This is a genomic window from Idiomarina loihiensis, assembly GCF_024584785.1.
Taxonomy (GTDB): domain Bacteria; phylum Pseudomonadota; class Gammaproteobacteria; order Enterobacterales; family Alteromonadaceae; genus Pseudidiomarina; species Pseudidiomarina fusca.
In genome coordinates this window covers 2,455,450-2,481,476 of sequence record NZ_CP074112.1, presented here as the reverse complement: position 1 = coordinate 2,481,476, position 26,027 = coordinate 2,455,450, and the positions used below count along the sequence as shown (strand labels likewise).

At 44.8% G+C, this 26,027-nt stretch carries 34 protein-coding genes; 1 reads left to right on the top strand and 33 read right to left on the bottom strand.

Going from position 1 to position 26,027, the window contains the following annotated elements:
* Positions 1 to 58: 58 nt before the first annotated feature.
* The 17 genes from KGF88_RS11910 to KGF88_RS11830 form a co-directional block, all read right to left on the bottom strand.
* The gene (locus tag KGF88_RS11910; protein ID WP_257119936.1) at positions 59 to 727 is read right to left on the bottom strand and encodes a hypothetical protein; all 669 of its coding nucleotides are present in this window, start codon (positions 725 to 727) and stop codon (positions 59 to 61) included.
* A 370-nt stretch (positions 728 to 1,097) separates the two neighbouring features.
* Positions 1,098 to 1,844: a CPBP family intramembrane glutamic endopeptidase gene (locus KGF88_RS11905; RefSeq protein WP_153827413.1), complete on the bottom strand. Its 747-nt coding sequence runs from the start codon at positions 1,842 to 1,844 to the stop codon at positions 1,098 to 1,100.
* A gap of 115 nt (positions 1,845 to 1,959) precedes the next feature.
* Positions 1,960 to 2,196: a hypothetical protein gene (locus KGF88_RS11900; RefSeq protein WP_153827412.1), complete on the bottom strand. Its 237-nt coding sequence runs from the start codon at positions 2,194 to 2,196 to the stop codon at positions 1,960 to 1,962.
* Positions 2,197 to 2,220: 24 nt separating this feature from the next.
* Positions 2,221 to 2,691, bottom strand: a complete 471-nt coding sequence (locus KGF88_RS11895) for a hypothetical protein (RefSeq protein WP_238387597.1) — start codon at positions 2,689 to 2,691, stop codon at positions 2,221 to 2,223.
* A gap of 111 nt (positions 2,692 to 2,802) precedes the next feature.
* Entirely contained in the window at positions 2,803 to 3,297 is a 495-nt protein-coding gene (locus tag KGF88_RS11890; protein ID WP_228759599.1) for a rod shape-determining protein, read from the bottom strand.
* Between the two features lie 91 nt (positions 3,298 to 3,388).
* The gene (locus KGF88_RS11885) at positions 3,389 to 3,697 is read right to left on the bottom strand and encodes a hypothetical protein (RefSeq protein WP_153827420.1); all 309 of its coding nucleotides are present in this window, start codon (positions 3,695 to 3,697) and stop codon (positions 3,389 to 3,391) included.
* A 113-nt stretch (positions 3,698 to 3,810) separates the two neighbouring features.
* The gene (locus KGF88_RS11880) at positions 3,811 to 4,224 is read right to left on the bottom strand and encodes a hypothetical protein (RefSeq protein ID WP_153827421.1); all 414 of its coding nucleotides are present in this window, start codon (positions 4,222 to 4,224) and stop codon (positions 3,811 to 3,813) included.
* A 92-nt stretch (positions 4,225 to 4,316) separates the two neighbouring features.
* Complete coding sequence (locus tag KGF88_RS11875; RefSeq protein WP_153827422.1) at positions 4,317 to 4,583, bottom strand: hypothetical protein; 267 nt, start codon at positions 4,581 to 4,583, stop codon at positions 4,317 to 4,319.
* A 101-nt stretch (positions 4,584 to 4,684) separates the two neighbouring features.
* Positions 4,685 to 5,059: a metal-binding protein gene (locus KGF88_RS11870; RefSeq protein WP_219968266.1), complete on the bottom strand. Its 375-nt coding sequence runs from the start codon at positions 5,057 to 5,059 to the stop codon at positions 4,685 to 4,687.
* Positions 5,060 to 5,125: 66 nt separating this feature from the next.
* Positions 5,126 to 5,602, bottom strand: a complete 477-nt coding sequence (locus tag KGF88_RS11865; RefSeq protein ID WP_092842131.1) for a hypothetical protein — start codon at positions 5,600 to 5,602, stop codon at positions 5,126 to 5,128.
* Between the two features lie 84 nt (positions 5,603 to 5,686).
* On the bottom strand, positions 5,687 to 6,121 hold the full coding sequence (locus KGF88_RS11860) for a hypothetical protein (RefSeq protein ID WP_110077047.1): 435 nt from the start codon (positions 6,119 to 6,121) through the stop codon (positions 5,687 to 5,689).
* 113 nt (positions 6,122 to 6,234) lie between these two features.
* Positions 6,235 to 6,549 (bottom strand): hypothetical protein, encoded by a 315-nt coding sequence (locus KGF88_RS11855; RefSeq protein ID WP_153827401.1) that lies wholly within the window; start codon positions 6,547 to 6,549, stop codon positions 6,235 to 6,237.
* 84 nt (positions 6,550 to 6,633) lie between these two features.
* Positions 6,634 to 6,966 (bottom strand): hypothetical protein, encoded by a 333-nt coding sequence (locus KGF88_RS11850; protein WP_110077040.1) that lies wholly within the window; start codon positions 6,964 to 6,966, stop codon positions 6,634 to 6,636.
* Positions 6,967 to 7,048: 82 nt separating this feature from the next.
* On the bottom strand, positions 7,049 to 7,429 hold the full coding sequence (locus tag KGF88_RS11845) for a hypothetical protein (RefSeq protein WP_153827400.1): 381 nt from the start codon (positions 7,427 to 7,429) through the stop codon (positions 7,049 to 7,051).
* A 731-nt stretch (positions 7,430 to 8,160) separates the two neighbouring features.
* Positions 8,161 to 8,391 carry a hypothetical protein gene (locus KGF88_RS11840; RefSeq protein WP_153827399.1) on the bottom strand — a complete coding sequence of 77 codons (231 nt, stop codon included), beginning with the start codon at positions 8,389 to 8,391 and terminating at the stop codon, positions 8,161 to 8,163.
* A 113-nt stretch (positions 8,392 to 8,504) separates the two neighbouring features.
* Positions 8,505 to 8,927 carry a hypothetical protein gene (locus KGF88_RS11835; protein ID WP_153827398.1) on the bottom strand — a complete coding sequence of 141 codons (423 nt, stop codon included), beginning with the start codon at positions 8,925 to 8,927 and terminating at the stop codon, positions 8,505 to 8,507.
* Positions 8,928 to 9,036: 109 nt separating this feature from the next.
* Entirely contained in the window at positions 9,037 to 9,408 is a 372-nt protein-coding gene (locus KGF88_RS11830; protein ID WP_153827397.1) for a hypothetical protein, read from the bottom strand.
* A gap of 310 nt (positions 9,409 to 9,718) precedes the next feature.
* Between KGF88_RS11830 and KGF88_RS11825 the strand changes: the two genes are divergently transcribed.
* On the top strand, positions 9,719 to 10,423 hold the full coding sequence (locus KGF88_RS11825) for a tyrosine-type recombinase/integrase (protein WP_153826599.1): 705 nt from the start codon (positions 9,719 to 9,721) through the stop codon (positions 10,421 to 10,423).
* Between the two features lie 10 nt (positions 10,424 to 10,433).
* On the opposite strand, the gene glmS is transcribed toward KGF88_RS11825, so the two are convergent.
* From glmS to KGF88_RS11745, 16 genes are all read right to left on the bottom strand, one after another.
* Positions 10,434 to 12,266 (bottom strand): glutamine--fructose-6-phosphate transaminase (isomerizing), encoded by a 1,833-nt coding sequence (gene glmS / locus KGF88_RS11820; RefSeq protein ID WP_153826495.1) that lies wholly within the window; start codon positions 12,264 to 12,266, stop codon positions 10,434 to 10,436.
* Positions 12,267 to 12,271: 5 nt separating this feature from the next.
* Entirely contained in the window at positions 12,272 to 13,636 is a 1,365-nt protein-coding gene (gene glmU, locus KGF88_RS11815; protein WP_110075785.1) for a bifunctional UDP-N-acetylglucosamine diphosphorylase/glucosamine-1-phosphate N-acetyltransferase GlmU, read from the bottom strand.
* A gap of 133 nt (positions 13,637 to 13,769) precedes the next feature.
* A complete protein-coding gene (locus KGF88_RS11810; RefSeq protein WP_110075784.1) occupies positions 13,770 to 14,186 on the bottom strand; it encodes a F0F1 ATP synthase subunit epsilon in 417 nt (138 codons plus the stop codon).
* A 17-nt stretch (positions 14,187 to 14,203) separates the two neighbouring features.
* Complete coding sequence (gene atpD / locus KGF88_RS11805; protein WP_110075783.1) at positions 14,204 to 15,589, bottom strand: F0F1 ATP synthase subunit beta; 1,386 nt, start codon at positions 15,587 to 15,589, stop codon at positions 14,204 to 14,206.
* Between the two features lie 39 nt (positions 15,590 to 15,628).
* Positions 15,629 to 16,495 (bottom strand): F0F1 ATP synthase subunit gamma, encoded by an 867-nt coding sequence (atpG, locus tag KGF88_RS11800; protein WP_153826496.1) that lies wholly within the window; start codon positions 16,493 to 16,495, stop codon positions 15,629 to 15,631.
* Between the two features lie 57 nt (positions 16,496 to 16,552).
* Complete coding sequence (gene atpA, locus KGF88_RS11795) at positions 16,553 to 18,094, bottom strand: F0F1 ATP synthase subunit alpha (protein WP_110075781.1); 1,542 nt, start codon at positions 18,092 to 18,094, stop codon at positions 16,553 to 16,555.
* Between the two features lie 14 nt (positions 18,095 to 18,108).
* Positions 18,109 to 18,642, bottom strand: coding sequence for a F0F1 ATP synthase subunit delta (atpH, locus tag KGF88_RS11790; protein WP_110075780.1), 534 nt, complete (start codon positions 18,640 to 18,642; stop codon positions 18,109 to 18,111).
* 18 nt (positions 18,643 to 18,660) lie between these two features.
* Positions 18,661 to 19,131 (bottom strand): F0F1 ATP synthase subunit B, encoded by a 471-nt coding sequence (gene atpF, locus KGF88_RS11785; RefSeq protein WP_110075779.1) that lies wholly within the window; start codon positions 19,129 to 19,131, stop codon positions 18,661 to 18,663.
* A gap of 45 nt (positions 19,132 to 19,176) precedes the next feature.
* Positions 19,177 to 19,410 (bottom strand): F0F1 ATP synthase subunit C, encoded by a 234-nt coding sequence (gene atpE, locus KGF88_RS11780; protein WP_034733567.1) that lies wholly within the window; start codon positions 19,408 to 19,410, stop codon positions 19,177 to 19,179.
* Positions 19,411 to 19,465: 55 nt separating this feature from the next.
* Positions 19,466 to 20,323, bottom strand: a complete 858-nt coding sequence (gene atpB / locus KGF88_RS11775) for a F0F1 ATP synthase subunit A (protein ID WP_153826497.1) — start codon at positions 20,321 to 20,323, stop codon at positions 19,466 to 19,468.
* Between the two features lie 17 nt (positions 20,324 to 20,340).
* Entirely contained in the window at positions 20,341 to 20,736 is a 396-nt protein-coding gene (locus KGF88_RS11770) for an ATP synthase subunit I (protein WP_153826498.1), read from the bottom strand.
* A gap of 73 nt (positions 20,737 to 20,809) precedes the next feature.
* Positions 20,810 to 21,715, bottom strand: coding sequence for a ParB/RepB/Spo0J family partition protein (locus KGF88_RS11765; protein WP_153826499.1), 906 nt, complete (start codon positions 21,713 to 21,715; stop codon positions 20,810 to 20,812).
* Between the two features lie 20 nt (positions 21,716 to 21,735).
* A complete protein-coding gene (locus tag KGF88_RS11760) occupies positions 21,736 to 22,533 on the bottom strand; it encodes a ParA family protein (protein ID WP_110075776.1) in 798 nt (265 codons plus the stop codon).
* Between the two features lie 5 nt (positions 22,534 to 22,538).
* Positions 22,539 to 23,159 (bottom strand): 16S rRNA (guanine(527)-N(7))-methyltransferase RsmG, encoded by a 621-nt coding sequence (rsmG, locus tag KGF88_RS11755; protein ID WP_153826500.1) that lies wholly within the window; start codon positions 23,157 to 23,159, stop codon positions 22,539 to 22,541.
* A gap of 8 nt (positions 23,160 to 23,167) precedes the next feature.
* Positions 23,168 to 25,078, bottom strand: coding sequence for a tRNA uridine-5-carboxymethylaminomethyl(34) synthesis enzyme MnmG (gene mnmG, locus KGF88_RS11750; protein WP_153826501.1), 1,911 nt, complete (start codon positions 25,076 to 25,078; stop codon positions 23,168 to 23,170).
* A gap of 447 nt (positions 25,079 to 25,525) precedes the next feature.
* A complete protein-coding gene (locus tag KGF88_RS11745; RefSeq protein WP_153826502.1) occupies positions 25,526 to 25,981 on the bottom strand; it encodes a flavodoxin domain-containing protein in 456 nt (151 codons plus the stop codon).
* Positions 25,982 to 26,027: the final 46 nt, after the last annotated feature.

Genomic DNA, 26,027 nt, shown 5'->3' with positions numbered 1-26,027 from the left:
CGAGTGAAACGAGGTCAGGCGCACGAAGTGTGTGAACTTAATGGCTTGGTTATACATGTCAGAGATCTCCTGCTTGATGAATTACTTCAGACCAAGATTTACCTGAGTGCCAGTCTCTGTATTTTGCCATCATGGGTAGGTAATGCTCAGGAATATCTGATTCCGGCGCGCCACTGTACACATACGCCATGCCTTCTCTAAACCAGTTCGGTTTCATCATGGTCGAAACTGCCCCAATTTCGGAAAACTGAAACCAATGAATCAATTCATGCTGAGTGATGTAACTTTGCCAAGACTCGGGAGCTATTACCGTACCAAGAAAAGGATATGAAATGGCCCGCTCACTGCCTCCTCCGAATGACTCATAGCACTCTGCAGTAGAGCAGTAAATGAAGTTGGGGCTCGCGCTGAGAGAAATGCGTACAGCAGCTAGATTTGCTACGGCGGACTCATACAGGTCAGCTGCTTTATCTATTTTCTTGGGGTCCTCGACGCAAATTGCGCCGTTACATTGCATCCCATTTAAATTAGGTAAAAGCAACCTAATCGGCTTTGCATACGACCAAGCCAGTGCAGGTATTAGAACAACGACAAAAATCAAAACTACCTTCTTAACCACATCGAGTCCTTTTTGCATAACGCCCGCAGCACGCGCGGTTTTGTAGTGAAGGCGAAGCCGCAACGAAAAAATCGTCGCTGTGCCTGCGATTGTTAGGTGCTGATTCACGGAACTGACTCATAAATTACCTCGAAACCCGGCCCAAGCTCTGCTTGCAATTTTGCGTGCATGGACAGTGCGACCGCCTCAAACTCTTTAAATTCCGCCTGACTCCAAGGACTTGGGTCAGGCGGATAATCCCAATTAAGCGCTTTGTCGTGCCAAGTAGATAATTTGTTGAGTTCTTGAAGCGTTCCCGCTGATAGCGATAAATTTTCTTCGATAGGTCCAAATCAAATCTTTCGAGTGCAGCATCATTGCCACACCATATGCAGCCACCACCCCACTCAAACATAAGCCTTACTTTGTAGAGCATTTGCATAAGCACCTAACAGTTAAATGATGCGGACCCAAAGAACCGCATATTAATTTTTAGAAATCAAACAAACTGACCTGAAAAATTAACTAAATTATGGGCTATTATGGGAAAAATCAAACTCCCTGTTCTTTCTCTTAACCACAATAAAATAAAACCATAAGAGCCTGTAAGCAGCACAGTAAATAAAGAAAAATACCACTCACCACTGCTATACATTATCCCGTGGACTAAGCCAAATAATAAAACTAATAACAAACCTGCCACATTGATTTGTGCACCAAGTATATTAAAACGAGTAGAAATAATTGCGAACGAGAAGGTATATAAAAGAAGACCTCTAAACATAAGTTCTTCGTCTAGCCCAGGCATTAATGCTTGATATAATAATTCTTCAACATCATAGTCTGGACCATCACCTAAAAAAGCAGAAAGTATTAGGTGTAATAATATAAATAAAATAGTAGCAATAAAAGCAGGCTTACATGAACCTGTTTTTTGCTTTAGAGTAAACCCTACATCAGCAGCTTTAAAATCACGATTAAAGCGTATCAATAAAAATAAAACTACTAACGATAGAAAAATTCCAGCGATTTTCCCACCCCAATTCCAATTTAAATCAGGAATAATTTTATTGACCGGAATTATTTCACCACCCGTTAAAAGGACAACAAAATAAGTCAAAAATAGCGCCAAAGAGAGGGCTGCCCACTTTGGTTTTATGGTTACTCTTTTCATTTTCGCTAGAATTAAAAGGAGAAGAGAAATAAATCCCAGATGGACAGAAACAGATAAAAAAAACTCTAACATTGACACCTACCTATAATGATTTCTAACGCCCATTTAAGGGGCTGTTAATTGTTTGCTAAAATGTGTAGCGTAGCGAAACCGAGCAAACTGTTAGCAGTCCCGCTTTAAATTCTTGTTAGGTGTTTTTATCACTTTTGTCTGGAATATCATTGCACAAAGCACACTCTACACCTTTACGTGATTGATATAGTCTTGAACATATAAACGCTGCTGTTGTAATCAATGACCAAGTACAAGCAAAAATTAATGCTTCTTGAACTGAGTGCTGTTTAAGCAACTCAACTATAAAAAGTAAGGCTGCTACTCCAAGAAATACTTTTAATGCTCTAACGAACCAAAACTTAAATCCCATTTGAACTCCAAACCTGAGAAACACCTAACGCAAAGCACACGGGCGACGAGCTGCGCAGCGGGTTGGCGTCCCAGCGACCAACGGGAGCGAGTGTTGCGCATTGTTAGGTGAACACTCATTTACAACCGCAAGCCCCAGATCTATGTGAGCAACAATATAACCATATTGCTTCTTTGATAGTAAGCCTTCTGTAAATTTAGCTTTTGCTAGATCGTGGTTCCAAGCATGACCACATGGCGCCTCAGGAATTGATGTGTCTAGGTTTACGAGATATTGCTGATTGCCATCCAGTTGATGACCTTTATGGACGACACTTTTAGCGCAAAGACTTAACGCATATTCGACAGCAAATTTGTCTACGCTGGGAAGGCCAACGAATTCCACATCGCAACCCAAAATACGATTACCAGATTGCTCGGTGTAATAGAGCTTTCCTGTGGTACACGCTGACATGAAAAATGCCGCAGCGAGAATCATTAAAAACCTAAGAATCAAAAAAAACACTCCTTGTTCGCCTAACGCCTTGCTAATTGGCTACCGCAGCGCAGCGTAGGCAGTCCAGTGGAGGCCACGCTTTTTGTGGCCGGAACGAAATTAAGCAACTTGTTAAGTGGCTTTGATTTTAGCTTTAATATCATCATAGCTCTGTGCGCGTACATTGATTTTACTGCCAGTATGGATCAAAACTTCCCTTGCTCCCATACCACTTGCAAGTTCACGTAAGACTCGCTCCTCTATATCGCTTAGCCCACCATCAGTTTTTTCTAGTTGATGCATGATTACTCTCGGCGCGGCTCTTAACTTTGAGCTATTCAAAGTAAAAATACCATGCTGCAATATCTTTTCAGCCAGCGTGAAATTTCCGATAAAACTTCTAGTGTGTGAAAAAGGGTTCGTTGTCTGAATAGTTGGCCCCGATAACGATTTAGCTTCTCGACCAATAGCCTTAATCTTTTCTTTTCCCTTCCCGCCTTCTAGCGATATCCAAGGTTCAATTTCAATAAATTGCCCGGTTGAAAATTTTTGCATTGTGATTTTATTTTCACTCAACTCAACCAGCAGGTCGAAGGAAAACAGGCTTCTAATGAATTCGAATATCAAATGCGGCCTCCAAGCCACTTAACGCCCGCAACAAACGCGAGCAACTTGTTGCGAGTCGAGCGCCCAAAGGGCGCGTTTTTGATGGCGATTGTTAGGCGATATCAAAACCCAAGCCACCGCTGAAAAAAAACAAAAATAGGGCTGTAAAATAGACAACAGGCAACACATCCCAGTACCCGTAACTACCGCACAACTTCAGCCGTTTAAGTGCAAACCGAATAGATAAAATATATACGGCAAAATAAGACAAAATTAACGGTGCTACTAAAACTGCATATATGGATTGTTCACGAGCAAAACCATAACCAAAAGCTAACCACATTAATAGTGCATATGTAGCAGCTGGCAGTAAGATGAAACCGCTAATCAGAAAAACTGCATTTCTTCCTAACCATGCCATAGCACTGACCTGCCTAACGCAAAGCACACGGGTGACGACCGCGCAGCGGTTGGCATCCCAGCGGCCGCAGGCCGCGAGTGCTGCGCCTTGTTATACGTGCTTTAGCTAAAATATCATTTAGCCACATAGTGACAGCCCCATTTTCGCGCCGAGGCTAGTGCAAACCCAAAACTGACTATTGAAAATACGGCTTGGTAATACATATGTTTTTCTGGCTGAAAAAGTACGGCATTTGCTATAGACACAAGAAAACCGAACGCTGATACAAACCATAAAAACTTAATAGCCTGATCATAATGCCCATTCGATACGATACCACTATGCTGCTGAAAGCTTAAAACGAACGAAGTCAGCTTGTAAGTTAACCATACAAAGAATAATGACATTATTGATATGAAAATTGCACCTGACACTTCGTGGAACAGTACGCCCCAAATTAGAGCGATTGAAGACCAGACAACCGGAAATAGAAATCCAATATTATCGGTTTTAACCAAGTAATTTGGCTTAATTGAAAGTTGCTTCAACTCAGTACTCCGAAAACGTATAACGCCCGCCACAAACGCGAGCAACTTGTTGCGAGTCGAGCGCCCAACGGGCGCGTTTTTGATGGCGCTTGTTAGTTGCCATTTTTTACTTTTGTACCAAGAGTTGCATACCAGAAACCAGCAAAAGCACACAGAGAATAAAGTGACAACCGAATAAAGTACGAAGACGGGTTGTCAAACATAGTGTAAATATTGCCCCGTCTAACCACCTCTTCACTTTGAATTGCCTCAATGACATTCCCAATGTAGTAATAAGCCACAACGCCAGCGAATAACCTGATGATAATCGAGGCAATCAGCGGCACTTCAATTAAAACAAGGCCTAATCTTTTTTTCACTACGGAGCTCTCAGAATACACTTAGCAACTAACGCCGCAAGCAAAGGCGCGCGTTAGCGCGTCCAGCCCGCAGGGCGATTTTGCCTTGCCCTGTTAAATGCTTACGCACGAGCTCCACCAGAATAGAGATGGTTAACACAGTAAGCACTACCTTTTACTTGCTTGATGTCACAGCCTGACCACATGCATGATTCGTTGGTAAGACCGCCGTGATTTTGAACAATTTTATCTTTTATGAGTGACTCACTATCAAATGCTTCCCAGTTTTCGGATGAGGGTATTTTTACTGCATAGCAGGTTTGATATTTATCCCACTCATCGACTTTGTAGAGTTGCTTGCAATCGGGACATTGCATTAACAAAACCCAATTACCAACATCCAGTTGGTTTAGCTTTGATTTGAAATCAGAGTGATTGTTGCTGATATCAATTAAAGCGGGTTGTTCTTTGCAATTGCACATAGCTTCCCTTGGCATTTAACGCTTCAATAACCGGTGCGCTTTAGCGCATCCGGCGCCGAAGGCGCGTAGTTGATTGACTTGTTATAAGGCATTCCACGCTCGTCCGAAATTAACACCGCCACGCTCTTGTAATTCAAAGCTTTGACCTTGAATAAGTTTTGGTTTTTGCCGCACATACATTTTAAAACCAGTTGCTTTAAGAGATATTTCACCCTCTTGGCACTCAAAGCGATAGGTATGAGACGTGAATTTCCCATTGGGTGTTAGCTCGGGGTTTTCCATGTATAAATCCGCCACTTCAATTAAGCCTTGCTGTGACTCAATGTCAATTTTTACATCAAAAGCATTTTCAAAAACCATTGTCACCGGAGCGACCCAAAATTTAAAGTATGTCTCATTCTCCTCCGGGTGAACCCATTTGAATATGTAATCTAGGTCTAATAAATATTCGTATTGTTTTGCATCGGAGACCATTGACCATATAGATGCGTCATGCCAACCCATCAAGTTGAAGTCTACCTCTGACCAAATTTCTTTTTCTAGTTCGTATGCTCTCACTCGATTGATGCCTTATAACGCCCCGCGCATGCGCGCGAACGTGTGAGCGTCGCAGGGGCCGCAGGCCCCGAATGACGCGGATTGTTAGGTGCAAACGAGCGTTGCAACATCACTAATGCCATTGCTTAACCCCTTTAGCTCCTGAATAAAGTTATCTAAAAGGGCTGGCTCGGTTTTTAAGTACATTTTCGCCTCGCTTGCCTCTTCCTGTCCCTTGAACTCAAAGTATTCAGATTGCTGATGAGTTGCTATGTACAAAGCCCCCGGCTTAGGAAAGTGAAGCCTCGCAGAAAAAGCACCGTTGGCGTATTCACGACCAAACTGACCCAGCAATATGTCTTTTAAACCACCGTAATAATGGTTTTTAAAGACATTAAGTGCGTTTACCAACTCTAAAATTTGATGACTGCCAACATAAACTTTATTAGTAAATATCGATTTACCATTACAGACAGAAATTTTCAATTCGATCAGATCATCATCAAACCATACTTTTTCTAAAGAAATCTCAGGTTTCAATGCTGCTCCTTGCTCCTAACGCCCCAAGAAGGGGCAATAACACGTGGGCTAAAATACGGAACGAAGTGACGGGAGCCCACGTGTTATTGTCCCGCTTACTTGGTTTGTTAGGTTCAGTCGCTGAGGCCCACCGACTCGCACTTTACTTTTGAATATTCTATTTTGCTGTCTGACTGGTGAACCACAACAACCCCATCGTTTTCAGTTACCAATTTAACCTTAAGCAGCCACTTTTCATAACTAGCTTGGTTTGCATTTGGTGGAAGTTGAAAGCCCAGACCTTTATTAATTTGCTCAAACTCTGTTGGTAATTCTTTGTTTATGCACCAATACAAGCCAGTAAGCGAGCCAAAAAGTTCGTCTGGCTCGCTTGCGCTGACAGGATTGCTAATAAAAGCTAGTACAAAAATTAGAGCTATCTGTTTCATGTGAACCTAACGCCCGCAATAAACGGCGCGAGGAACGAGCGTCCGGCGACCGCAGGGAGCGTATTTTATGGCTTGGTTATGCATTTAGTCGTACCACCACGCCTGAGTTTTCATAAACTCACAAAACTGAGATTTGTGATATTGAGCCATTACCCCTTCTGCATTAAGAGCGTCGCGCTTCAATATATACCCTTCAATTATCTTTAATGAATTTGGAACGGTAATCCATTCATATTTTGAGTCCGCCCCTGAAACTATGCCCTGCACTTTTTCGACAGCCTTCTCCGCACGTTCCTTCGTAAGATCAGACTCAGCTATACGCATATCTGGCGCAACATCCTCGTTAACGGGACACAAATTTTCAGCCCTAGCCACCACGCTTGATAAGAGTAAAGCAATCAATAACAGAAATTTCATCAAATACCCTTCGAATGCATAACGCCCGCGTAAAGCGCGCGAGGTACGAGTGTCGCATTTAACGCGTTTGTTAGCACACTGCCTATTCATACGGGTAGGACTTTCCTTCTAGCATGCCGCCATTCGATAAAGTAACTTCCAGTCGCTTGAACAGACCGAAGAAGTCAACGAGGTTCATATCCACGCGTACACGCCTTGCTTCTATCACATCACCGCTAGCAGCAAGCAAAGAAGGAAGATCAGGGTGACCTTGCAGGTCGGTCACGAAAAACGTGACGTAAACTGGATCATCATGGATGCCATGATTCTCTCCAGCCCACATCTTGACGCCCACAACGAACTCTTCGTCGCTGATCAAGTCATTGTCTTTTAGCCACTTTGCTGCATTCTCTTTATCCGCGCGGTCGGCCGCTGCGCTACCTTTCATGTCATTGTATTGTACTGATGCTTTAAAAGTGTCCATTCTCTCTCCTTTGGGTTGTGGTGCTAACGCTCGAGTTAAGCCGACTTGTGTAGCAGAGCCAAACAAGTTCGGCTTGAACGAATTGTTAGGCGGCAGCCACCACTTGCCCAGACGCCTTGACGGTTGCGAAGTGCTCTACGAAGGCTGCGCAGTTCTGTCGGTCGCGACGCGCGATTCGCAGTCTGCATCGCCCGCCACGCAACCTTGGAAAGCTTTGGAAAGTATCCATCCTCGTTCCCTGCAACCAAAGCAGTGTGTAGGTTCCAAACAAGTAGGATCTAATGGCAATCGATGCGACATCTCTGATTGGAACTTCCACAATCTGATGCCTAAATTTTATTAGTCCGGTTAATGAGTCAACGATTTGGACCTCAAGTCTGATAGCTTCTTGATGCAGGGCCACTAAGCCATGGCCTTTTGCGAGGCCTTGCCAGATATCTGCAATAAAGAATGGAACAGTACTAACATGATCTCCGAGAACGGGAATGCTTGACGCAATTGACGGCTTAGTACGCCTCGTCAGAACAGCAATGGCTAGAACTATAACGACCAGTGCAGCGTAGAAGTACCATGCAGTGAGTACGTAGGTATACAAGAAGTCTAATATTTCGCGGACAATCATTGAACGGTCCTTGCCGCCTAACGCCGCCCACAGCGGCGAGCGTAGCGAGTCCGGCAGCCGCAGGCTGCGAACTGCTGGGCCTTGTTATGTGGCGACTTGTAAGCTGATGTTATTCTTGAAATTCCCACGGGATTTCCTTTTTGAATAGTGCAACTGCTTGCTCTACGAGCTCAAGATCAAGCTCCTTTTTGTAAAGAGTCACCTCTCTAGTCTTTTTAGTGTCATCTCGAAAGACTTCCAGAAGCATATTGTTGCCAGAATAAACCTCTATTCCGATTCCATCCCGGCTGCAAACATCACTCGCTACAACATACTTTTCGATCTTGGAATATTTATCCATGCTCGTTACTCAGCGCCCCCACATAACGCCTTGCTAATTGGCTGCCGCAGCGCAGCGTAGGCAGTCCAGTGGAGGCCACGCTTTTTGTGGCCGGAACGAATTTAAGCGGTTTGTTAGGCATTTTTTTGCTCCAGTTTTACACCCATTGTCATGGGGGGAAAGACATGCCTGATTATAATTCTGCATTTATTCACTAGAACAAGGATAATTTCATTTACAGCGCCCTCACCCAAGTAATCTGTTTGAATTACTTCATCAACTTTCATCGGAAGGCACGAAGCATTGAACGGCGACTGACAATTTACTGACTCAATTTTTTCCAATGACAACGCCATCCCGGGATACCGACCAGCAATCCCAATTTCACATGGTTTGACCAAGAATATAGTTTGATCATCAAATAATAAATTAATGTCATAACAAATCAGAAAACCTTCATTAGTATCGTCTTGCCAAGCAGCATGAACCTTCTCATGGTTTTCCCCAAGACGAATTTCAACAAGGTATTTGCTATCTAAACTAATCTTTTCGTTCATGGAAATGCCTAACGCTTTGCTAATTGGCTGCCGCAGCGCAGCGTAGGCAGTCCAGTGGAGGCCACGCTTTTTGTGGCCGGAACGAAATTAAGCAATTTGTTATAAGCCATTAAATGCAATCCAACTCTGAGTAACAGCCAAGTGCAAGGGCAAAGAAAGGCCAAACAAAACAGTTAATAAAACCAATAACTGCTGCCCATGCATGCCTACTACTTACACTAAAATGTTTTGTAAACAAAGCGATAAAATACAACACGATTGCTGGTATTAGATAGGCCAGTATACTGAACACCACTAATGGGACGGCTTTAGTGTCTCTTGTGTAATCTGTTACACCATAATATGAGTACAAAAAACCCGCAGTAACACCCAGTACCGAGACTCCTACGGTAGCTACCTTTCCAAAGCGATTTAGAGCTAAATAAAGAAGCTCTAGCCAGCAAAACGTAGCAATAAATACGGTAAAAAATAGAATCGCCAAATGTGGTTTCCTATGGCTTATAACATTTGTGTAGTGTGCTGGCACATGTCGTAATCGTTCGTTTAAATTGGTAACTCATCAAAAACAATACAAAAACCATCTAAAAAGTCGCCTTTTACTGTCAGCAAAGTAAGCACGCACACTTTGCTGTTCGACTACGCCTGGTAACACTATTTTTGTTTAAATTATGTAATTGAAAATAGGACATATTTATCCTACATGCAAGCTTTAAGTGTGCGACTTTGAACCGTGAAGCGTGCCGATTGATCGATTATGCTTAACTCACGATTATCAAAAATCATGGATGTTAATGATGGCGAGCCCTTTTATTGAAAAACTTCGCGCTGATATGCGATTACGTGGCTATAGCTTAAAAACTGAGAAATCTTATTTAGGTTGGATACGGCAGTTTATCTATTTTCATAAAAAACGACATCCTATTGATATGGGAGCGGAAGAGGTGAAGGCCTTTTTAAGTTGGTTGGCGAATGAGCGCCATGCTGCACTTACGATTCGTGACGGTAAAGGCAGGAAAGATCGGCAAACCCTTCTCAGCCAAAGACTCATTGAACCATTACAACAAGCCATTCAAACGGCTTTAACTGTTCAGATCGAGGATAACAAGAATGGACTTGGCCCATCGATGGTTAATGCGCTCGATAGAAAATATCCAAATGCTTATAAACAACCGGGATGGATGTTTGTCTTTCCGGCAACGAGCCTATGTAAGCACCCATATTCTGGGGTTCTTTGCCGTCATCATTTGCATGACAGCGTGGTTCGCAAGGCGCTACAACCTGCTGTGAAGGCAGCGAAAATATTTAAAAAGGTGAATTGTCATACGTTTCGACATTCGTTTGCCACCCACTTATTACAAGCGGGATGCGACATTAGAACAGTGCAAGACCTACTAGGGCACAACGACGTGAGTACAACTCAAATTTATACACACGTCATTGGTCAACATTATGCGGGCACAGCTAGCCCACTTGATAGGCTTATCAGCAACCAGTAAAACGGTGGAATTACTCCACCGTTACCGATTTAGCCAAGTTGCGCGGCTGGTCTACGTCGGTGCCTTTAATAATGGCAACGAAGTAGGAGAGTAGTTGCAACGGTACTGTGTACACAATTGGCGCAATCAGCTCATCACAGTGCGTCACGTTGATCACGCGCATGCTGTCGTCACCTTTAAAGTGTGCGTCTTTGTCAGCAAACACATACATGATTCCGCCACGGGCGCGTACTTCTTCCACGTTTGATTTCAGCTTCTCTAACAGCTCATCGTTTGGCGCGACCACAATAACCGGCATGTCGGCGTCAATCAGTGCTAAAGGCCCGTGTTTCAGTTCGCCAGCGGCGTAGGCTTCAGCGTGAATGTATGAAATCTCTTTCAACTTCAACGCACCTTCCATGGCAATGGGGTATTGGGTGCCACGGCCTAAGAACAAGCTATGGAATTTATCGGCGAACTCTGGCGCTAAGGCTTCAATGGCATCACTTAACAGCAAGGCTTCTTCAAGCTTCGACGGTAATGTTTTCAATGACTTAATTACGGCCGCTTGCTGCTCTTCGTTCATGCCGCGGTACTGACCAATAGCCAAAGTTAACATCAGCAAGCCAACTAACTGCGTGGTGAAAGCTTTCGTTGATGCCACGCCAATTTCCGTACCCGCACGAGTCATGTAGGCTAAATCTGATTCACGCACCATTGACGAGGTAGAAACGTTACATATAGTTAAGCTGCCCTTGTAACCAAGCTCCTTACTTAAACGTAGCGCCGCTAAGGTGTCAGCCGTTTCACCTGACTGTGAAATAGTGACTAATAAGCTATTTGGATGAACATGAGAGGTGCGGTAACGGAATTCTGAGGCGATTTCAACGTTACAAGAAACTCCAGCCATCGATTCTAGCCAATAGCGAGCTACCATTCCTGCATGATAAGATGTACCACAGGCCACAATTTGTACATGCTGAATATCTTTTAAAAGTTCTAATGAACCATGACCAAAAACATCTTCAGCAATCTTGCCATCAACAATTCTGCCCTCTAAAGCATTACGCACCGAACTTGGCTGTTCATGAATTTCTTTGAGCATAAAGTGGCGATAATCGCCTTTTCCACCAGCATCGTAGTTGCCGTCAGACTCGTGAATATCACGCTCAACGCGGTTACCGTCAGCGCCATAAACCTTCACCTCGGTACGCGTAATATCTGCCATGTCGCCTTCTTCAAGGTACATGAACTTGCGGGTTACTGGTAACAAAGCCAATTGGTCTGATGCGACAAAGTTTTCGCCAATACCAAGCCCAATCACCAAGGGGCTACCTGAGCGCGCGACAATAAGTCTGCCAGGATCGCGACAGTCCATGATGACAGTGCCGTAAGCCCCTTCAAGCTGTTTGATTGCGGCTTGTACAGCAGTGAATAAGTCCGCATGAGTTTTACGCTCGTGATGAACCAAATGACAAATCACCTCGGTGTCAGTATCAGACGCAAAGGTGTAGCCCAATCCTTTTAACTGCTCACGCAATTTATCGTGATTCTCGATAATACCGTTGTGCACTACGGCAATACAGTCTTCAGAAATATGAGGATGTGCGTTTGCCTCTGTGACACCACCATGAGTAGCCCAACGCGTGTGAGCGATACCAGCAGTACCGGCTAACGGTTGCTCGCCAACCGCATCTTTGAGTGCCTGGACTTTACCAGTCCGACGCACACTTTGTAGGCGTCCGTCTTCGCTCAATACGGCTAAACCAGCCGAATCGTAACCACGGTATTCAAGCCGCTTTAGGCCTTCAATCAAGATTTCACTAATACGGCGCTCTGAGGTTGCACCAACAATTCCGCACATTGTCCTTATCCTTTTTTTACAGGGCGTTGCCAGCCACTGATGTTCCGTTGCTGACCACGGGCCACACCTAGCTCATGATCATCGATATTTTTCGTTACGGTAGAGCCTGCACCTACGGTAGCATGCTTACCAATTCGTACCGGAGCCACTAACGAACTATTTGAACCAATAAACGCACCATCGTCTATTTCTGTCAGATGTTTGTTTACACCGTCATAATTACAAGTAATAGTGCCTGCGCCAATATTCACTCCAGCGCCAATTTCTGCATCACCTAAATAGGTAAGATGGCTCGCTTTAGAGCCTTGCCCCATGCGAGTCTTTTTAATCTCAACAAAGTTACCTACCTGTGCGCCCTCAGCCAACTCAGCACCTGGTCGTAAACGGGCAAAAGGGCCTACAGCACAATTTTCTGCAAGTACGGCTTCTTCAATCAGGCTGTTCGCTTTTACCCGAGAACCTGCGCCTATCTTACAATCACGCAGCACACAGTTGCTTTCGATAACCACGCCTTCGCCAAGTTCAACCCGGCCTTCAAAAATAACGTTAACATCAACCACCACATCATTCGCGATGATAACCTCGCCGCGAACATCAACCCGGGCCGGATCCATTAAGGTGGCACCGTTAAGCATCAGTTGCTCAGCCTGGCGAGCTTGATAGGCACGCTCTAGCCCGGCTAACTGCACCCGATTATTGGCACCTTCCACTTCGCTAATGGCTTGCGGTTGTGCCGTGGTAATCACTACGCCTTCTGCGGCGGCCATGGCGACAATATCCGTCAAATAGTATTCACCTTGGGCGTTATCATTGGATAAATTGCCGAGCCAGCGTTTTAACGCTGCTCCTTTTACCGCCATCATACCGGTGTTTACTTCAGTAATAGCCAGCTGCTCTGGGCTGGCATCTTTTTGCTCAACAATACCTACTACCGCGCCACTGGCATCACGCATGATACGTCCATAGCCGGTGGGGTCGGGTAGGGTCACGGTGAGCAGCGCTAACTCCGTCGTTGCCGCAGCATCCAACAAGCCTTGCAGAGTTTCTGTGCGCGTTAGCGGTACATCACCATACAAAATAAGTACAGTTTCGTCGTCAGCCACATAAGGCACGACCTGCTGCACGGCATGACCAGTACCTAGCTGTTGCGCTTGTTCAACAAAATTTAACGATTGTCCGGCTAGCCTTTCCTTAAGTACATCGCCACCATGGCCATAGATAACCTGCACATGTGTAGGCGCTAAGGTATGCGCAGTATCAATCACATGCTGAACCATGGGTTTATGGGCGATGGGATGTAACACCTTCGGTAACGCTGAGCGCATCCGGGTGCCTTTACCTGCTGCTAGAACTACCACATTCAGAGACATGAATCCTTCCGTTTCTATTTTATAAGCCTGCAGCTATTTTAAAGCTGTTTACAACAAATTAACAGACGAAAAAAAGACCCGCAAACCGAAATTTACGGGTCTTTTCATTTTCTTTAGATTGCAGGCGCGCTGATTACTTGCGAATTTTGCGAATAATCTGCAGTTGTGCCAACGCTCGAGCTAATTCAGCTGCTGCTTCTGCATAACTTAAATCAGAGGCAGAATCTGCAATTGCTTCTTCAGCACGTTTCTTCGCATCAAGGGCTTGCTGTTCATCAAGCTCTTCACCACGAACTGCCGAGTCAGCAAGTACCGAGACGTTGTGAGGCTGCACTTCTAGCACACCACCGGCTACGTAGATGATTTCTTCTTCGCCACCTTCTTTAACTACGCGAACCATACCTGGTTTAATCGTCGTTAATAAAGGGGCGTGACCAGGATAAATACCTAGCTCACCTTCGCTACCGGTCACTTGCAAGGTCTCTACGGCGCCAGAGAACAAACGTTCTTCGGCGCTGACCACGTCAAGCTGTACAGTTTTAGCTGCCATTTAAACCTCCCGGTTTATTACATTTTTTTGGCTTTTTCGACTGCTTCTTCGATGCTACCAACCATGTAGAACGCTTGTTCTGGTAGGTCGTCGTAATCACCGTTTAAGATGCCTTTAAAGCCAGCGATGGTGTCTTTCAAAGACACATACTTACCTGGTGAGCCAGTAAATACTTCTGCTACGAAGAATGGCTGCGATAAGAAGCGCTGAATTTTACGCGCCCGAGATACGGTCATCTTGTCTTCTTCAGACAATTCGTCCATACCTAAGATTGCGATGATATCTTTCAGCTCTTTGTAACGCTGCAATACTGACTGAACGCCACGCGCAGTCTCATAATGCTCTTTACCGATAACCAATGGGTCCAACTGACGTGACGTTGAATCCAATGGATCAACCGCTGGGTAAATACCCAGTGACGCGATATCACGAGACAATACTACGGTTGCATCTAAGTGAGCAAAGGTAGTGGCTGGTGATGGGTCAGTTAAGTCATCCGCAGGTACGTAAACGGCCTGAATCGACGTGATTGAACCAGTTTTGGTTGAAGTAATACGTTCTTGTAGTACACCCATCTCTTCGGCAAGAGTTGGCTGATAACCTACCGCAGATGGCATCCGACCTAACAATGCAGATACTTCGGTACCAGCAAGGGTATAACGGTAGATGTTATCTACGAAAAACAGAACGTCACGACCTTCGTCACGGAACTTCTCTGCCATGGTCAAACCTGTTAACGCTACGCGTAAACGGTTACCTGGAGGCTCGTTCATCTGGCCATAAACCAGTGCAACTTTGTCGAGTACGTTTGAGTCTTTCATCTCATGATAGAAGTCGTTACCTTCACGAGTACGCTCACCTACACCAGCGAATACTGAGTAACCACTGTGCTCGATAGCGATGTTACGGATAAGTTCCATCATGTTTACGGTTTTACCTACACCCGCACCACCGAACAGACCAACTTTACCACCCTTAGCGAACGGACAAATCAAGTCGATAACCTTGATGCCGGTCTCTAACAGTTCAGTAGCACTTGACTGTTCTTCGTACGAAGGTGCAGCACGGTGAATAGACATACGCTCTTCTTCACCGATTTCACCCGCTTCATCAATTGGCTCACCCAATACGTTCATGATACGACCTAGGGTTTGTTTACCCACTGGTACCATGATTGGCTCGCCGCTATTTTCTACGGTAATTCCACGACGCAGACCGTCAGTAGTACCAAGTGCGATTGTACGCACGATACCACCGCCTAACTGCTGCTGAACTTCCAAGGTCAAACCCTTGAGGTCACCGTCGGTCACCTTCAGCGCGTCGTATACCTTTGGCACGTCTGTTTGTGGAAATTCGATATCCACAACCGCGCCAATAATTTGCACGACCTTACCTTGACTCATGACATTTCCTCTAACTCTAAAATTCTTGCAAGCTTCGCCTTAAACCGCTTCGGCGCCCGATACAATTTCCGAAATTTCCTGCGTAATCGCTGCTTGGCGTGCTTTGTTATACACCAATTGCAGCTGATCGATGAGGTCTTCGGCGTTGTCGGTAGCGGCTTTCATAGCCACCATCCGCGCTGCCTGTTCACTGGCAATGTTATCCACCACACCTTGATACACGGTTGCTTCTACGTAGCGACGAATCAGCAACTCTAAAATGGGTTGTGGATCAGGTTCATACAGATAGTCCCAGCTACCTGATTGAACCTCATCACGAGACTCAGCTTTTGGCAACGGTAGCAATTGCGCTATCGTTGGCTCTTGCTTCATGGTGTTAACAAACTTGTTGTACACCACGAACAAGCGATCTAATTTGCCTTCATCAAAGGCATCTAGCATCACTTGTACAGTCCCTAACACATCATTCACGCTTGGCTTATCGCCTAGGCCCGATGTTTGTGCCAGTAAACGGCCTCCAAAGCGTTTAAAGAAACCCGTAGCCTTGTTGCCAATGGCTGCAAAGTCTACTTCTACGCCGCTTTCTTTTTGCGCTTGGGCATGTTTCACAACCGCTTTAAATTCGTTTGTGTTTAAACCACCGCACAAGCCACGGTCGGTAGAAATGACGATGTAGCCAACCCGTTTCACATCACGATCTTCTAGATACGGATGCTTGTATTCTAGGTTTGCATGGGCAACATGGCCGATCACCTTGCGAATGCTGTCCGCATACGGACGGCTTGAAGCCATACGTTCCTGCGCCTTTTTCATTTTGGACGCAGCAACCATCTCCATTGCACTGGTGATCTTCTGAGTATTGTTAATACTCCCGATCTTGGTTTTTATCTCTTTACCGCCGGCCATGATATTCTCCTGTTAACTCAACGACTTGTGGCTACAAAAATTGTAGCCACGTTCCGCTTACCAAGACTGCGTTTTCTTGAAGGTTTTTAAACCTTCGTGCAGCTTAGCTTCGATGTCGTCGTTATAGTTGCCAGTTTTGTCAATATCCGCCATCAGCTCAGCGTGCTCGCTACGCATGTACGCAATCAGCGCACTTTCGAAGTCGAGGATTTTGTCTTGCTCTACATCTTTAAGGTAACCCTTTTCTGCAGAGAAGATAGACACTGCCATGTCAGCCACGCTCATTGGCTCATATTGGTTCTGTTTCATCAGTTCAGTAACACGCTGACCGTGTTCTAACTGCGCGCGAGTTGCTTCGTCTAAGTCTGAAGCGAACTGAGCAAACGCTGCTAATTCACGATACTGCGCTAACGCTAAACGGATACCACCACCAAGTTTCTTAATGATCTTGGTTTGCGCTGCACCACCTACACGAGATACCGAGATACCAGCGTTAACTGCAGGACGAATACCCGCGTTAAACAAGTCAGTTTCTAAGAAGATCTGACCATCGGTAATTGAAATCACGTTAGTTGGTACGAACGCTGATACGTCACCCGCTTGGGTTTCGATAATAGGCAGCGCCGTTAATGAACCGGTTTGACCTTTCACTTCACCATTGGTGTACTTTTCAACGTAGTCAGCGTTAACACGCGCTGCACGCTCAAGCAAACGTGAGTGAAGATAGAACACGTCACCTGGGTAAGCTTCACGACCTGGCGGACGACGTAACAACAATGAGATTTGACGATAAGCAACAGCTTGCTTAGACAAATCATCATAAACGATTAACGCGTCTTCACCACGATCACGGAAGTATTCACCCATAGTACAACCTGAGTAGGCTGCTAGGTATTGCAATGCTGCTGATTCAGAAGCAGATGCAGCTACCACGATGGTGTTTTCTAAGGCACCGTGCTCTTCTAATTTACGCACTACTGAAGCAATAGTAGAAGCTTTCTGACCGATAGCTACGTACACACACTTAATACCAGAGTTTTTCTGGTTAATGATAGCGTCGATAGCTAATGCAGTTTTACCTGTCTGACGGTCACCGATGATCAACTCACGCTGACCACGGCCTACTGGAATCATAGCATCGATTGACTTATAACCTGTTTGTACAGGTTGATCTACCGATTGACGCTCGATTACACCAGGAGCAATTTTTTCTACCGGCTCAAAGCCATCCGCGTCGATCGGGCCTTTACCGTCAATAGGAGCACCTAGGGTGTTCACTACACGGCCAAGTAATGCACGACCAACAGGAACTTCTAAGATACGGCCTGTTGATTTAACTTTCACGCCTTCTTGAAGGTCCGCATAAGGACCCATAACCACGGCACCGACAGAGTCGCGCTCAAGGTTCAAAGCGATAGCGTAACGATTGCCAGGAAGCTCAATCATCTCACCTTGCATACAGTCTGCAAGGCCGTGAATGCGGATGATACCGTCGGTTACAGAAACGATGGTACCTTCGTTACGAGCTTCACTGACCACTTCGAACTGTTCAATTCGTTTTTTGATCAGCTCTGCGATTTCATTTGAATTCAGTTGCATGCTCAAGTCCCCAATTAGGATTGCAGTGCGTGTGCAAGTCGTTCTAACTTGCCGCGCACCGTGCCGTCGATTACTGTGTCACCAGCTTTAATGTATAAGCCACTGACAATAGCCTCATCGACAGTGCAATTCAGCTTAACTTTGCGTGAAAAACGTTGCTCTAACGTTTTCGCTAGATTGTCCTGTTGCTGCTGTGAGAGTGCTACGGCGGAGGTAACATCTACCGTGACTTCTTTCTCATGTTCAGCGCGTAACTCACCAAATAGGGCAAGTACAGCAGGTAAAGCATTCAAACGGCTATTTTCAGCCATTAAACGAACAAAATTCTGGCCTTTTTCATCCAATTGTTCGCCACATACATTAATGAATACTTCAGTTTTCTTATCTAGCGTTTCGGCGCTACTCAAAAATGTGGCCATAGCCGAGTCTTTTGCTACCGCAGCAGCAAAAGCAATCATACTGTGCCAATTTTCAATCGCGCCGTTCTCTACTGCAAAATCAAAAGCTGCTTTTGCATAGGGGCGAGCAACCGTAGTCAATTCTGACATTTGCACAAACCCCTTTGGTTAGAGTTCAGCGACCAGTTTTTCAACAATGTCACTGTGAGCGTCTTTATCAATTTCACGCTCGATGATTTTGCTAGCACCAGCAACAGCTAATACAGCTACTTGCTTGCGCAGTTCTTCGCGTAAGCGATTGCGTTCAGCTTCAACTTCAGCGTGACCAGCAGCGATAATAGTTTCGCGCTCGGCTTCGCCGCGTTGTTTGCCTTCTTCAACCGATTGCTCAGCGCGTTTCTTCGCTTGGGCAATGATTTCAGCCGCCTGTGCTTTCGCTTCTTTTAACTCGTCAGCAATTTTAGCTTGCGCTAATTCCAGGTCTTTTTCTGCACGTTCACCGGCAGCCAGACCATCGGCTATTTTCTTCTGACGGGCTTCAATCGCATTATTCAGCGGTGGCCATACGAACTTCATACAGAATAGTACGAAGACGATAAAGGCAATCAGTTCGCCGATAAGGGTCATGTTTAAGCTCACGACCTACCCCCTTAGTTCAGTTGTTCGAATTGGTATCAATAGACCTTACAGTACGAACAACAGTACCATTGCGATACCTACGCCAATCATGGCTACCGCATCGATCAAACCTGCTAAGATGAACATTTTAACTTGCAGAGAAGGAGCTAGTTCTGGTTGACGTGCACACGCTTCCAAGAATTTACCACCCATGTTACCGAAACCTACTGCGGTACCGATTGCACCGAAACCGATCAGTAAAGCTACAGCGATATATTTAAGACCTAACATTAGTTCCATTGTTTTCTCCGATATTTCAAAGGTTAAGTTAAAAAATAAAAGTTAATACAAAATCTTAGTGGCTCTCTGAGCTGGCCATGCTTAAGTAAACAATAGTCAGCATCATAAATACGAAGGCCTGCAACACAATTACAAGAATGTGGAATACCGCCCACACAAAGTGCAATGGTAATTGCGCCAGACCAATCGCTCCAATCAGGATAAAGATTAGCTCGCCGGCATATAAGTTACCGAACAAACGCAGTGCCAACGAGAACGGCTTGGCCACCAAAGCAATCGTTTCAAGCAATAGGTTAAACGGAATCAGTAGCACCTGAACGACCATATTACTTGAGCTAAACGGGTGTAAGGTAAGTTCTTTGATGAAGCCAACGATACCTTTCATACGAATACCGTAGCCAATCATGAGTAAGAACACACCAATGGCTAATGCTGCGGTCATGTTGATATCGGTGGTTGGTACGATTTTCATGTACACATCGTGCGAATCCACACCGAAGGCTTGCTCGCCCACAAAACCAGCAAAAGCAGGCAAAAAGTCAACCGGAATTAAGTCCATTAAGTTCATGAGGAAAACCCACACGAAAATGGTTAACGCTAGAGGAGCGATAAGTTTACTTTTACCGTGGAAAGTGTCGCGTACGTTGTTACCAACGAATTCAACAATCATCTCAATAAAGCACTGCAGCTTGCCGGGCACGCCAGTATCTGCTTTCTTTGCAGCACTACGGAAGATCATTAAGAACAAGATACCTAGTCCGATAGACCAAGCTAAGGTGTCAATATGCCATGTCCAGAAGCCAGCTTCACTACACGCTTTATTAAAGGCTATACCATTTTCGGTAGAGCACATTTTGGCGTTAGTTAAGTGGTGCTGAATATGACTTTGGAGCGTTAACTCTTCTGCAGCCATCTTAGTTTCCCACAATTTTAAGTTGATTTTAAAAACAAAATTGGTGCCAGCCATTGCACTGCTAAGGCGGTAATATAGCCGCTAACAACCGCACTAAGCGGGAGCGAAGTAAATACCAGCAATACAACCAATAAGGCTACTGCGAAGAAAATTTTTAATGCTTCGCCGGCAAAAAAATTACTCACTACAGTTTGCGCAGCTCGCGCTCCACCTTCAGCAAAGGCTCGCCATGCAAACAGTGCCGTAGGAATAATGACGGCGATACCGCCACCCACAACACCCCAAAAATACATATAGCCAAAATGCGGCTGCACCAAAGAAAAGACACAAGCGAGCAAAAATATAGCTCCAGCTTGGGCGCGAATTAACCTCGCTGCGAGTTGTTTCCCTTGGCCTGTTAACGTTCTATTCACGGGCTAAAACCCTCGGTTGAAAGCCCGCGATAGTATAAAGATTTAACGTTCAAATGCAAATGAAATGGGATGGTTAGCCATCCTCATTCAATTGAAATTGCATAAGAATGCCATCTAATTCATCTAAACTGCTGTAATTAATTACAACTTTACCCTTGCCTTTACGGCCGTGACTGATTGCGACAGCGGCGCCTAAGCGTTCACTTAAGCGCTTCTCTAGACGTTGAATATCAGCATCAGGCTGCGGTTTTGCTGGGCTTGGCTTGGCTGGTTCTAGAGCTTGGCGAACCAGTTTTTCAGCTTCACGCACCGTCATGCCTTTTGCTGCAATTAACCGAGCAATGTCTGTTTGCGCATCACCCTCTAAAGCAAGTAACAGCTTGGCATGACCTAATTCAATGTCACCGCGCTCTAGTAGCGTTTTAGTTTCGGATTGTAAATTATTCAAACGCAGCAAGTTAGTTACAGTTGCTCGGGATTTACCTACCGCATCGGCAACTTCTTGATGAGTTAATTGAAATTCCGTTAGTAGGCGTTGTAAGGCGGTCGCTTCTTCCATGGCATTGAGGTCTTCACGTTGAATATTCTCAATTAACGCAATAGCTACAGCCGCTTCATCAGGGACGTTTTTAATCAAACAAGGTACTTCGTCTAGGCGTGCCAGCTGGCTTGCACGCCAACGTCGCTCACCTGCGATAATTTCATATTTTTCTGGCGCTATTTCGCGCACAACAATGGGCTGAATTACACCCTGGGCTTTAATTGAAGCAGCGAGATCTTCAAGGGCCTCAGGAGTCATATCTTTGCGTGGTTGATATTTGCCCGGCTGTAACCATTCTATCGGTAACTTTTGCAGTTCGCCTTGGCGATAGTCTTGAACTATCTCATCAGGAACCTGATGTTCTTTTTCACGAGCCGTTTTACTGGTTGTAAGTAGGGCATCTAAACCGCGCCCCAATCCTCTTTTTTTGGCAGACATAAAGCGTCGTTTCCTTTAGCTTAAGCTTCAGCCGCTGCTTCGGCTTTTTTTTGTTGTTCGGCGCGACGAATTAACTCTCCGGCCAGGGCTAAATAGGCTTTAGCTCCGGCTGATGATTTATCGTAATACATGGCTGGTGAGCCAAAACTAGGAGCTTCAGCTAAGCGAACATTTCGTGGAATAACGGTTCGATAAACCTTGTCACCAAAATGATTTTTCAGTTGCTCTGACACATCATTAGCTAAACGATTACGAGGGTCGTACATGGTTCGCAAAATACCTTCAATAATCAACCTTGGATTAACAGCTTCAGCTAATCGTTCAATGGTATCCATTAACGCCGTTAAGCCTTCAAGAGCAAAATATTCGCATTGCATCGGCACTAACACTGAATCAGCGGCGGCCATGGCGTTTACGGTCAACATACTGAGCGATGGTGGACAATCGATGAAGATAAAATCGTAATTATCAACCACTGGTTTTAAGGCATTAGCCAAGCGCTGCTCGCGCGCAAATTCTTCCATTAATTTAATATCAGCAGCCGTGGTATCAGAGTTAGCCGCAATGAGGTGATATTTACCGTTAGTTTCTTTAATAATCACTTGTTCGGCTGGTTTCTGCTCAACCAATAGTTCATAGGCGGTGTTTTCAACATCGTATTTGTCGATACCACTACCCATGGTTGCATTGCCCTGAGGATCAAGATCTATCAGCAATACTTTACGGCGGGTTGCTGCCATCGATGCTGCCAAATTAACAGCAGTGGTGGTTTTACCAACGCCGCCTTTTTGATTAGCAATCGCAATAATTCTGCCCACAGGGGTTATCCTCTCGTTTTTATAATCACCACATGGCGTTCGCCATCGGCCTCTGGAACCTGTAATCGAATCACTTGTTCAACCTCAAACTGCGCTGGCAAGTCAGCCAATTCAGCAGTTGGGTATTGCCCTTTTAGAGCAAAATACCGGCCATCAGGCTTAGGTAAATGCTCACACCAATTCAGCATATCATTAAGCGAGGCAAAGGCTCTACTTATCACGCCATCAAATTTTAGTTCAGGTTGATAATCTTCAACTCTACTTTGCACAGCTGTTACATTCTTAAGGCCTAACTGATGGCTAACTTGGCGGATAAAACGAATCCTTTTGCCTAAGCTATCTAACAGAACAAAATCACGTTCTGGACAAGCAATGGCTAAAGGTAAGCCAGGCAATCCAGGCCCAGTTCCGACATCAATAAAGCGTTGCCCTTGAAGATGTGGTAACACCACAAGGCTATCCACAATGTGGCGACTCACCATTTGGATGGGATCACGAACCGACGTTAAATTGTAGGCTTTATTCCATTTATTTAATTGTTCAACCAATTGAATAAGTTGAACTTGTTTATCTAGAGAAAGATCAAGCTCGGCCTGAGCCAATAATGATTGTAGTCTATTTAACATGGATTTTATTAAGCACTCTTTCGCAATAGGCCAAGTTTCTTCAAATGCACCAACAACATTGAGATTGCTGCTGGAGTAATGCCAGATATTCGAGCAGCTTTACCAACGGTTTCTGGTTGATGTTGATTCAGCTTAGCAATCACTTCATTGGATAAACCCTTGATACTGGCATAATCAAAATGAGCCGGTAACTGAGTATTTTCATGACGTTGCTGTTTGCTAATCTCGTCTTGCTGACGCGCTATGTAACCAGCATATTTCGTTTGAATTTCTACTTGTTCAGCAGCTTTTTCGTCGGCTAAACCTGGTCCTAAAGCATTAATTTTGACGAGATCTTGATAACTAATTTCAGGGCGACGTAATAATTCTTCGCCATTCACTTCTCGAGTTATCGGCGTTTTAACTAATTCATTAACCGCAGCAACTGCTGGATGATCTTTATGGATCCAAGTACTACGTAGACGTTGTTGCTCTTGTGCAATGGCTTCCATTTTGTCGTTAAACGCAGCCCATCTTGCATCGTCAACTAAACCTAGCTCGCGGCCTTTTTCAGTTAAGCGCATATCTGCGTTGTCTTCGCGCAATAACAATCTATATTCGGCGCGTGACGTAAACATCCGATAGGGTTCTTTGGTGCCGAGCGTACTGAGATCATCAATCAATACTCCCATGTAAGCTTGATCACGGCGAGGAGCCCAACCGTCTTTTCCTTGCACTTGTAATGCAGCATTTAAGCCTGCTACTAAGCCTTGTGCACCAGCTTCTTCATATCCGGTCGTTCCATTAATTTGTCCGGCAAAAAATAAGCCTTGTAGATGTTTGGTTTCTAAGGTTTGTTTTAAATCGCGAGGATCAAAATAATCATACTCTATGGCATAGCCTGGACGAGTAATGTGAGCATTTTCAAAACCTTTGATGGAGCGTACTAAGGCTACTTGCACATCAAAAGGTAAACTAGTTGAAATACCATTGGGGTACACTTCATGGGTGGTTAAACCCTCTGGCTCAACAAAGATCTGGTGTGAGTTTTTATCACTAAAGCGCATAACTTTGTCTTCGATAGACGGACAATAACGCGGACCAACGCCTTCAATGATACCAGAGTACATGGGGGAACGATCTAAGCCACCATGGATAATCTCATGAGTTTGTTCATTGGTGTGGGTAATGTAGCAAGAAATTTGTTGTGGGTGATCTGCTTGTGATCCCATAAATGAAAAAACAGGAGTTGGGGTATCACCCGGTTGTTCTTGCATCACTGAAAAATCGATACTCTTTGCATCAATTCTTGGAGGTGTTCCGGTTTTTAAGCGATCTACTCGCAATGGCAGCTCACGTAAGCGTTTTGCCAATGCATTTGCTGGAGGATCGCCAGCTCGTCCACCTTGATAATTTTGTAAACCTATATGGATTTGGCCACCTAAAAAAGTACCTACCGTAAGTACAACTGTGGTTGCCGAAAACTTTAAGCCCATCTGGGTTACAACACCAACAACCCGATCGTTTTCAACGATCAGATCATCACAACCTTGTTGGAATAAATTTAAATTAGGTTGGTTTTCTAGAATCGTTCGGATAGCAGCTCGGTATAGCTGTCGGTCTGCCTGAGCTCTAGTGGCGCGAACTGCTGGCCCTTTCGATGAGTTTAAGGTACGGAATTGAATACCAGCTTTATCAGCTGCCATAGCCATGGCACCGCCTAGGGCATCAATCTCTTTAACTAAGTGACCTTTACCAATACCGCCAATCGCAGGATTACATGACATTTGCCCTAAGGTTTCGATGTTATGGGTAAGCAATAAAGTATTGCAGCCCATTCGTGCAGCCGCTAAGGCTGCTTCAGTACCTGCATGGCCGCCACCTATGACAATCACGTCATAATGTTGATGGTAAGAATTGCTTGTTGGCTGTGTTGGCATAGATTGATAAATCCTAGATAAACAGATGTCGTGTAACACCAAAAAAGTTGGGCAAACCCATGATCCTTGTGAGGATCATCAGATGTTATCGCGTCTTGGCTTTAAAAGCTTAGTTCACAAAAATGTAGCCGAGTATTGTACCTGTTATTTGGCTTGATCGGAACGTCTATATTTTAGTCTCGATCGCGTTAAGGATCTAAGAATATCTTTAGATCTTTTGTTTTGATCTTTTTTATTACTATTACTACTAGTTCAGCAATGTTTGTGGATAACTGAAGCTAAGCTAGGTTTGGTAAGGATCACAACGATCGGTTAGGGTGTGATTAGATCATGATCCTTTAGGTGATCAAGGTGTGTATAACCGGGCTAGTTATCCACAAGCGATCTTATTCACAGGTTAATACAGTGCGTATGTACAGGGTTCAAGCTAGGTTATACATGGTTTGATCACAGGGCTTGGATAAAATAAGGTAGCCATGTTGATGATTTTTCAATCGGATCATCGCATGACATATCTATTTCTAAGCGATCTAAAAGCTTTTTTGCGCCTAAAAGTTGCAGCATAGCATCGCAATCTTTACCTGCCTGGCAATAGGTATCGTAACAACTGTCACCCACAGCAATAACGGCATATTTGAGAGGGCTTAAGTTGGGTTTTTGCTGGCTTAGTTGCTCGGAAAAATCAAGCATGCTGTCACCATATTCACCGGCACCATGGCTTGCCACGCAACATAACCAGATGCTTTGCTCGGTCACTTCAGCGATTAATTCAGAGTAGCTTGGTTCATAATGCATCACGCTAGTCAGCCCTTGTTGTTCCAATAGGGCTGCGACTTCGTCAGCAAGGTATTCAGTATTACCAGAGGTTGTGGCTACGAGAATATGAACGGTAGGGAATGACATGCTAAAAGGCCCTTCTGTGCGTGCTAGATGTGTTGCTACATTAATT